Source organism: Nostoc sp. UHCC 0302, from assembly GCF_038096175.1.
GTDB lineage: Bacteria > Cyanobacteriota > Cyanobacteriia > Cyanobacteriales > Nostocaceae > UHCC-0302.
The window spans coordinates 5,299,554-5,307,500 of record NZ_CP151099.1; the positions used below are offsets into that span (position 1 = coordinate 5,299,554).

At 40.6% G+C, this 7,947-nt stretch carries 7 protein-coding genes and 1 pseudogene; 4 read left to right on the forward strand and 4 right to left on the reverse strand.

Features of this window, described 5'->3' with window-relative positions:
• Positions 1-145: 145 nt before the first annotated feature.
• The 4 genes from WKK05_RS22995 to WKK05_RS23010 all read right to left on the reverse strand — a co-directional run bounded on the left by WKK05_RS22995 (position 146) and on the right by WKK05_RS23010 (position 4,273).
• Positions 146-553 carry a DUF2795 domain-containing protein gene (locus WKK05_RS22995; protein WP_341525388.1) on the reverse strand — a complete coding sequence of 136 codons (408 nt, stop codon included), beginning with the start codon at positions 551-553 and terminating at the stop codon, positions 146-148.
• Between the two features lie 751 nt (positions 554-1,304).
• The gene (locus WKK05_RS23000) at positions 1,305-1,493 is read right to left on the reverse strand and encodes a hypothetical protein (RefSeq protein ID WP_341525389.1); all 189 of its coding nucleotides are present in this window, start codon (positions 1,491-1,493) and stop codon (positions 1,305-1,307) included.
• A 302-nt stretch (positions 1,494-1,795) separates the two neighbouring features.
• Positions 1,796-2,815 (reverse strand): aldo/keto reductase, encoded by a 1,020-nt coding sequence (locus tag WKK05_RS23005; protein ID WP_341525390.1) that lies wholly within the window; start codon positions 2,813-2,815, stop codon positions 1,796-1,798.
• 159 nt (positions 2,816-2,974) lie between these two features.
• Positions 2,975-4,273, reverse strand: a complete 1,299-nt coding sequence (locus tag WKK05_RS23010) for an ATP-binding protein (RefSeq protein WP_341525391.1) — start codon at positions 4,271-4,273, stop codon at positions 2,975-2,977.
• A gap of 489 nt (positions 4,274-4,762) precedes the next feature.
• On the opposite strand from WKK05_RS23010, the gene WKK05_RS23015 reads away from it, so the two are divergent.
• From WKK05_RS23015 to WKK05_RS23030, 4 genes and pseudogenes are all read left to right on the forward strand, one after another.
• Positions 4,763-4,897, forward strand: coding sequence for a hypothetical protein (locus WKK05_RS23015; RefSeq protein WP_341525392.1), 135 nt, complete (start codon positions 4,763-4,765; stop codon positions 4,895-4,897).
• A pseudogene (locus WKK05_RS23020) lies at positions 4,869-5,177 on the forward strand (response regulator); the annotation flags it as partial. The gene WKK05_RS23015 and the pseudogene WKK05_RS23020, both read left to right, overlap by 29 nt.
• Complete coding sequence (locus WKK05_RS23025) at positions 5,158-5,439, forward strand: SulP family inorganic anion transporter (RefSeq protein ID WP_341525393.1); 282 nt, start codon at positions 5,158-5,160, stop codon at positions 5,437-5,439. The pseudogene WKK05_RS23020 and the gene WKK05_RS23025, both read left to right, overlap by 20 nt.
• Before the next feature lie 404 nt (positions 5,440-5,843).
• Positions 5,844-7,946: a M3 family metallopeptidase gene (locus tag WKK05_RS23030; protein WP_341525394.1), complete on the forward strand. Its 2,103-nt coding sequence runs from the start codon at positions 5,844-5,846 to the stop codon at positions 7,944-7,946.
• Position 7,947 lies beyond the last annotated feature (1 nt).

Consider the following 7,947-nt stretch of genomic DNA (forward strand, 5'->3'; position numbering starts at 1 on the left):
TAATAGGGATTTTGTGTAATTGGAATCTTCAGGTGTGAGTTCAATACCCTTTTGATGAGTAGTAAAAGCGATCGCTTGTGTTGGGATAGTTGTTTTCCTTACTCTTCCCCATAATAACTAAAAGCGATCGCTGATGTTTGGTTAGTTAATTTAGTTTTCTTTCCCCTTCCCCACCTTGATTGATTGCATTGTCTACATCGGCTAATGTTTCATACTGTTGACAAGGCAACAATTTCAAGGCTCGTAGGACTTTCTCATCAACACCTTTTTCTTCAGCATATTTAACCAAGTCTTTTTTGCTGAGTGGATAGTTAACTGCAATCAAGTTTTTCTGTAGTTGTACTGGACTGACCTTAGTGATGAAGATTTCATCAACTAATTTGACCACATCAGCTAGGGTTTCATATTGTTTTGAAGGCAACTTCTTCAAAAATCGTAGTACTTTCTCGTCAATACCTTTTTCTTCAGCATACTTAACCAAGTCTTTTTTGCTAAGCGGGTAGTTAACTTGGTTCAAATTTTTCTGTAGCTGCACTGGATTCAGTTTAGCCATAATAAATCTCCTTATGGTCTGACGCTGTGGATTCAGTGAAGAGAGTGAAAAAAATCAGTAAAAGTCAGCTTGCACAATTATGGAGAGTAGTTGATTGAGGAAGATGTAGCGCATACACACCTCACTCTGTAAGCTTTGTAAATTGATCTGATTCTCGTAGTACCGGATTGGCAAGCGAGTTTTCCTATCTTCACCGGATGACCACTGTTTAATTGACAAATGAAACTTAACAAACTCCTTCGGGGCGGTAACAGCGAGTAGGGAACAGGGGATAGAAGATAAAAAACCAGCTCCGAAACAAGGTTTTAAGGCGTACTGGGCTTCGTCCTGCTGCACTAACGCCCCTTGTGAGTGAAAAATCTCTATTTCTCAAGGCAGGTAGAAACCCCGTCCCTTGTGGGCGGATTAGTTTCCCTTATTCCCTGTCCCCTGTTCCCTTTCTTAGTGCGCTATCTCTAGCGTGAGGCAGGTACTATAGAAGATTTATCCCTCTAAGGTAAGATTTGACAAATGACTAAACGTCATATTTCTCAAGACTTGTTTATTATATTTCTATGGATAGTAGAATACAAGGTCATATTCACTTAATATTATTTTTAATAAAAATCGCTAGATAGCATATATTTTAAAACCCGTTCCCCTACTTATAGGGAGCGGGTTTTGAAGTTGTATTTGCTCTTTTGCCAGAGAAAATACCCAGTACGCCAATTTAAGGACATATAGATATTTTAGATATTTGCAATTAGTTATATTAATCTTTTCTTGGTTTTTCAGCTTCAGTAATTGCTTGTTCTAAGAAAATTTTTGCATCATCAACTTGTCCAGCATCTAAACAACCATAAACAATTCTGCACCATTCTAGTAAATCTGTAAGCTGGTTTTTTTGACTATCGTGAATCATCGACTTTGAGACTACAGGAAAAAGACGTAAATTGTTCACTTTATACCTCCTTTTGATGTTTGTCGCTTGCACCTCTATATTTGACCAAGTTATAAACTATGAACTTCACCCTAAGATAGAAAGACAAACTTACTTAATATTTATTTAACAATTTTCGAGAAAATTTTTAGGTTTAAATACTTAAAAAATGTGTGAAGTAATCAAAAATTGAAAACACAAATTCTCTACTGTCTAGCTCTCATCTAGTTATAAGGTTCCTCAATCAGCTTTTAGGACGAGCAGCTAGAGAGCGATCGCACCAAGCGCATTGCGAAAGGCGATCGCAGCTTATTCGGATCTTTTTATTGGGGAATGCGCTCAGCACCAAACTTGCGCTGATGCCAGTAGGGATAAATTGGTGCGATCGCGCTGACCTCATTCAGTCGGTTTACTTCCTCTGGTGTTAGCTCCCACTGAGCAGCACCGAGGTTGTCTCGAAGTTGTTGTTCATTCCGCGCTCCGATAATAACGGATGTAATACCAGACTTACGCAACAACCAGTTGAGTGCTACTTGAGCAACGCTGACACCACGATTATTAGCCACTTCGTGCAGAACTTCCACAATATCGTATCCTTTCTCAAGATCACTGACCGTGCCAATATCGCCGATTTTTGCTCGTCGCGTCCCCTCCGGTTCCGACTGACCACGACGATACTTACCTGAGAGGAAACCAAAAGCAAGCGGACTCCACACCAAGATCCCTACACCTTGATCTAAACTTAGAGGAATTAGTTCAAATTCCAACTCTCGCGCCACAAGCGAGTAATAAACCTGTTGTGACACATAGCGCTCCAAGTTCAAACGCTCTGATACAGACAGCGCCTTCATTAAATGCCAAGCTGAATAATTAGAGCAGCCAATGTAGCGAACTTTGCCACTACGGACAAGATCATCTAAAGCGCGAAGCGTTTCTTCCAGTGGAGTCAGAGCATCGAAACCATGAACTTGGTAGAGGTCGATGTAATCTGTGCCTAATCGTCTTAGGCTGTCCTCACAGGCTCGAATCAGATGATAACGTGATAGACCAGTATCATTTGCTCCTTTTCCCATACGACCATAAGCCTTAGTTGCAATAATCACATCAGAGCGACGCTTTCCGAGAGCTTTACCAAGAATTTCCTCAGAAAGTCCATTTGAGTAAACATCGGCGGTGTCGAAGATGTTGACACCTGCATCAAGGCAAATATCAATCAGATGCCGTGCCTCGTCTACCTGAGTCGCTCCAATTTCTTGGAAAAAGTCACTACCACCAAAGGTCATTGTACCGAAACTGAGAACTGAAACCTTGAGACCGGACTTTCCTAATAACCGTGTTTCCATTGTTGTTACTCCTTGAAGCCGTGCCTATTTGCAGATCAAGTGAAAATTTTCTCACAATGGATAGTTTCTTCGGCTCTAACTCTGGTTACTATTAAAAGCAAGTACTTACAAGTCAATACGCTTGAGATCAGAAGACAATTTGCATCGTCAATAACTTTTCTAGTTTATTTTAACTGGAAGTTGAATTACAAACTCTGTACCTTGAAACAATTCTGAGATACAATTCAACTTACCACCGTGTTTATCTACAATTTGATAGCTAATCGACATTCCTAAACCTGTACCTGAACCAACAGGTTTAGTCGTAAAGAAGGGATCAAAAATTTTTTGCTTCACTTCTTCTGTCATTCCGCAACCATTATCAGCAATTCTAATTAATACTTGATTGCTGTCTAAAAATTCAGTGCAAATGCGAATTTGGGGAACATTATTTGATACTTCTTGATTTGCAATCACTCTTGCCTTACTGACTGATAAGTTACAACCGATCATTGACTCTTTTAAAGTATCAATAGCATTAGTAAAGATATGCATGAATACTTGGTTGATTTGTCCTGGATAACAATCAATTTTAGGTAAATCGGTGTATTCTTTAATTACTTGAATATCTGGATGGCTTCCTTCTCCTTTCAAGCGACTTTGTAAAATTAATAGTGTATTATCAAGACCTTCGTGAATATCGACTTGCTTTATTTCTGATTCATCTAGCCGCGAAAAGTTGCGTAATGATAATACAAAATTACTGATGCGTTTAGCTCCTATCATCATAGAAGCTAATATATTTGGTAAGTCTTCTTTAATAAAATCGAGATCAATTTTATAGCTGAAATCTTTAATTTCTGTTACTTCTTGTGGGTAGCGCTCCTGATAAAGTGAAATCAACTTAAGTAAGTCAGCAATATATTCATCAGCGATAATAGCATTACCATAAATGAAACTAATAGGGTTGTTAATTTCATGAGCAAGACCTGCAACTAATTGTCCCAAAGAAGACATTTTTTCCGTGTGAATTAGTTGAGTTTGAGTATTTGCGAGTTCTTTCAGAGTGAGTTTTAGTTGGCTGTTAGCTGCCTCCAGTTGTGCTGGACTTGGCAAAGCTAGTGCCTGGGGAATTATCGGCACTAAAGTGATAGCTGTATAAACTGATACGAAAGCAGTAAAAGCTTTGATGAAACCGGATAGCCAATAAGTAGGATGCCAAAGCGTCCATATTTCCATTAGGTGCGTTGTACCACAGGAGATAATGAAAGCTCCAAATAATAAAAGTATGGATTTAAAAGGTAAATCTTCACGCTTGCGGACGAAGTAAACAAGGGCGATGGGAATAGAAAAATAGGCTAGGGCAATTAAAAAATCTGATATAATATGTAACCCAACTAAACCTGTCTGCCAAAGATAACAATGTCCGTGTGGAATAAAAAAGCCATCTCCAAAAAGGCTTTGCAATATTTTCAGCATCTTCTATTCAACGAGTGTAAATTTTCAGCCATAAATGACAAATTATACTCGCAGTATAGAGAAATGTCTGTAACTTTAAAAAATTAACAGAATAACTATTGTAATTAATGTTAAGTTTAAAATAAATAATTTTAATAACAAACTTAAGATTAATAATGTATTTATTTTTTTAAAGTAGTTTTAAAACGGATATTTAAATCAATTTAATTAACTTTATCTCCTACACTAAATAGACTAATAAATCTCTTGTGATAGCACAATCAGAGTAAACAAAAAATTAAATTAAAATACGCTATAAATTATAGCGTGATCGCCTATTAGAAATAAGATGCCTGACTTTTAAAATAGGTCGGATATCTATGGCTTTTTTGTTGATCAATAATATGCCTGTGGTTGTCTAACTATGCCCCAAACTTGCAACTTACTATTAGGTATTTGTGTATACTTGCTCATATTTAAGCCTGTAATGCATCAGCATTTGCAATAATTGTGGTAAACGCGATCGCTGAATATCATGCTGGTACGGTTGAACTCTCTAGTCGCTTACTCGCTGGATCTACTTTTACCGTTAGAACCACCACAGGAGGTATTGCTCATGAACCGGATTCTGATCGCAGAGGATGAACCTAGGATTGCAAGCTTTCTAGAAAAGGGTTTGAAAGCTAATGGCTTCACTACGGCTGTAGCTAATGATGGTGAGGAAGCTATTGACATGGCTTGTAGCGGTAATTTTGACTTACTAATCCTTGATATTGGTCTCCCTGGTAAAGATGGCTGGACGGTGTTGGAAGAATTGTGCGGTCAGGGTGAACAGTTACCGATTATTATCCTCAGTGCGCGTGACGGGGTGAAAGATAAGGTGTATGGCTTGGGAAGTGGAGCTGATGACTACGTTACCACGCCTAATTAAAGCACCAGTAATTCTAGATGTGATCGCGATCGCCTTTATTGCCAGTGCCGAAAGTTTGCTTTCTGGAGTAGCCGTTGACCGATTGCATACTGGAACAAGAACTGATTTTGACCGGGAATTGGCAGCTCAAGGATTTGGCAACATGGTTTGTGGCTTACTAGGCGCTGTGCCGATGACAGGAGTCATTGTCCGTACTTCCGTCAACGTGGAAGCAGGAGCAAAAACTAGATTTTCCGGAATGCTACACGGTCTATAGTTGCTGATTTTAGTGATTGCTACACCATTCTTATTAAATAAAAATGATTCCCACATCTAGCTTGGCAGCAATTCTAGTTTTCACTGGCTATAAGCTGATTGAAGTAGAACACATTCGCCAGTTAAAGAAGTATGGACGTTTTCCTTAATCATATTCTCTGCTACCTTAATCGGGATTGTAGCTGCTGACCTACTCACCGGTGTGGTGATTGGGATTGTGCTAACAGCAAGTTACTTAACCGAGCAGTATTGGCGGGGTTGCAGGAGTGAATATTTTGTATTAGTTATTTAATTTACCTACAGAGTAATTCAGCAAGATTGCGCGGCGATCGCTACATTAGAAGATAGAAGATATATCAATAAAAATCATTGTTCGTCCCTATTTATCCGCAGCTGACCAAAACTATGAGTGCAAGTGCCATTATTTCAGAGAATCCTCTACTTCAAGGGTCGGGTTTGCCTCCCTTCGCCAAGATTAAACCAGGGCAAATAGTACCAGCTTTCAATCAACTGCTGGCAGAACTTGACCAGCAGCTGGCTAGTTTAGAGGCTAATGTACAGCCCACATGGAAAGGTTTAGTAGAGCCACTAGAAAGGCTGACGGAAAGGCTTTCCTGGAGTTGGGGAGTGGTGAATCATCTCATGGGTGTAAAGAATAGCCCTGAACTACGGGAAGCTCATGAAACCGTACAACCACAGGTCGTACAATTTATCAACAAACTTGGTCAAAGCCAACCCATTTACAATGCTTTTAAGGCACTCCGCACGAGCGATACTTGGGCAACTTTAGAATCAGCCCAGCAACGCATTGTAGAAGCCGCTATCCGAGATGCCGAACTTTCGGGGGTTGGCTTAAAAGGAGAAGAGAGAGACCGTTTCAACGCCATCCAGATGGAGTTGGCAGAACTTTCCACCAAGTTCTCTAACCATATATTGGATGCTACTAAAGCTTTTAGCCTTACCTTGACAACAAAAGCGGAAATCGACGGCTTACCCTTGAGCTTGCTCAGTCTAGCGTCACAAGCTGCTCGTGCTGCTGGTGCAGAAAACGCGACAGCAGAAAATGGCCCCTGGCGCATTACTTTAGACTTACCCAGTTACGGCCCTTTCATGCAGCACAGCACTCGTCGCGACCTGCGCGAAAAGCTCTATAAAGCTTATATCACCCGCGCTTCTACAGGCGAGCTAAATAACAACCCCTTAATTGAACGTATTTTGGAGCTGCGGCAAGAACTCGCAAATTTACTTGGCTTTAAAAGTTTTGCCCAGTTGAGCCTTGCTAGTAAAATGGCTCCCAACGTTGAGGCAGTTGAAGCTTTGTTAGAAGAACTACGTCACACCAGTTATGATGCTGCAATTAAAGATTTAGAAGAACTCAAAGCTTTTGCAGCCGCAAAGGGAGCAGCAGAAGCTCAGGATTTAAAGCACTGGGATATTAATTTTTGGGCAGAACGCCAAAGAGAAGAAAAATTTGACTTTACCGCTGAAGAACTACGTCCCTACTTCTCGCTTACCCAAGTGCTAGATGGCTTATTTGGGCTTGTCAAGCGGCTGTTTGGCGTTACGGTCAGCCCTGCCGATGGTCAAGCCCCAGTCTGGCATGAGGATGTCCGTTATTTCCAAATAGCTGATGAGAATGGTTCTCCCATAGCTTATTTCTACTTAGACCCTTATAGCCGTCCAGCCGAAAAACGTGGTGGTGCTTGGATGGATCAATGCATCAATCGTGCCAAAATCACTGAAAATGGTGTAACTGCTATTCGCTTACCTGTGACTTATTTGGTATGTAACCAAACTCCTCCAGTAGATGGCAAGCCTAGCTTAATGACTTTTTATGAAGTAGAGACTTTGTTTCACGAGTTTGGTCATGGATTGCACCATATGCTCACCAAGGTTGACTATCCTGGAGCCGCAGGCATTAATAATGTAGAGTGGGATGCAGTAGAACTGCCCAGCCAGTTTATGGAAAACTGGTGTTATGAGCGACCCACTTTGTTTGGCATGGCTAAGCATTACGTAACTGGTGAAGCCTTACCTGAGCATTATTATCAGAAACTGCTAGCAGCACGTAATTACATGAGTGGTAGTGCTATGTTGCGGCAGATTCACTTTAGCAGTGTTGATTTGGAACTGCATCACCGCTATCACCCAGGTAGCAATGAAAAGCCCACGGATGTACGTCATCGGATTGCGAAGACAACTACCGTTTTACCACCTTTGCCAGAAGATTCATTTTTGTGTGCTTTTGGCCATATTTTTGAAGGTGGTTATGCAGCAGGTTATTACAGTTACAAATGGGCTGAAGTACTGAGTGCTGATGCTTTTGCAGCTTTTGAAGAAGCTGGGTTAGAAGATGAAGAAGCGATAAAGACTATAGGTCAGCGTTATCGAAATACTGTACTGGCATTCGGTGGGAGCAAGCATCCAATGGAAATATTTAAAGCGTTCCGAGGTCGTGAACCAAGTACAGGTCCTTTACTCAGGCACAATGGTTTAGCGACTTTTTAGG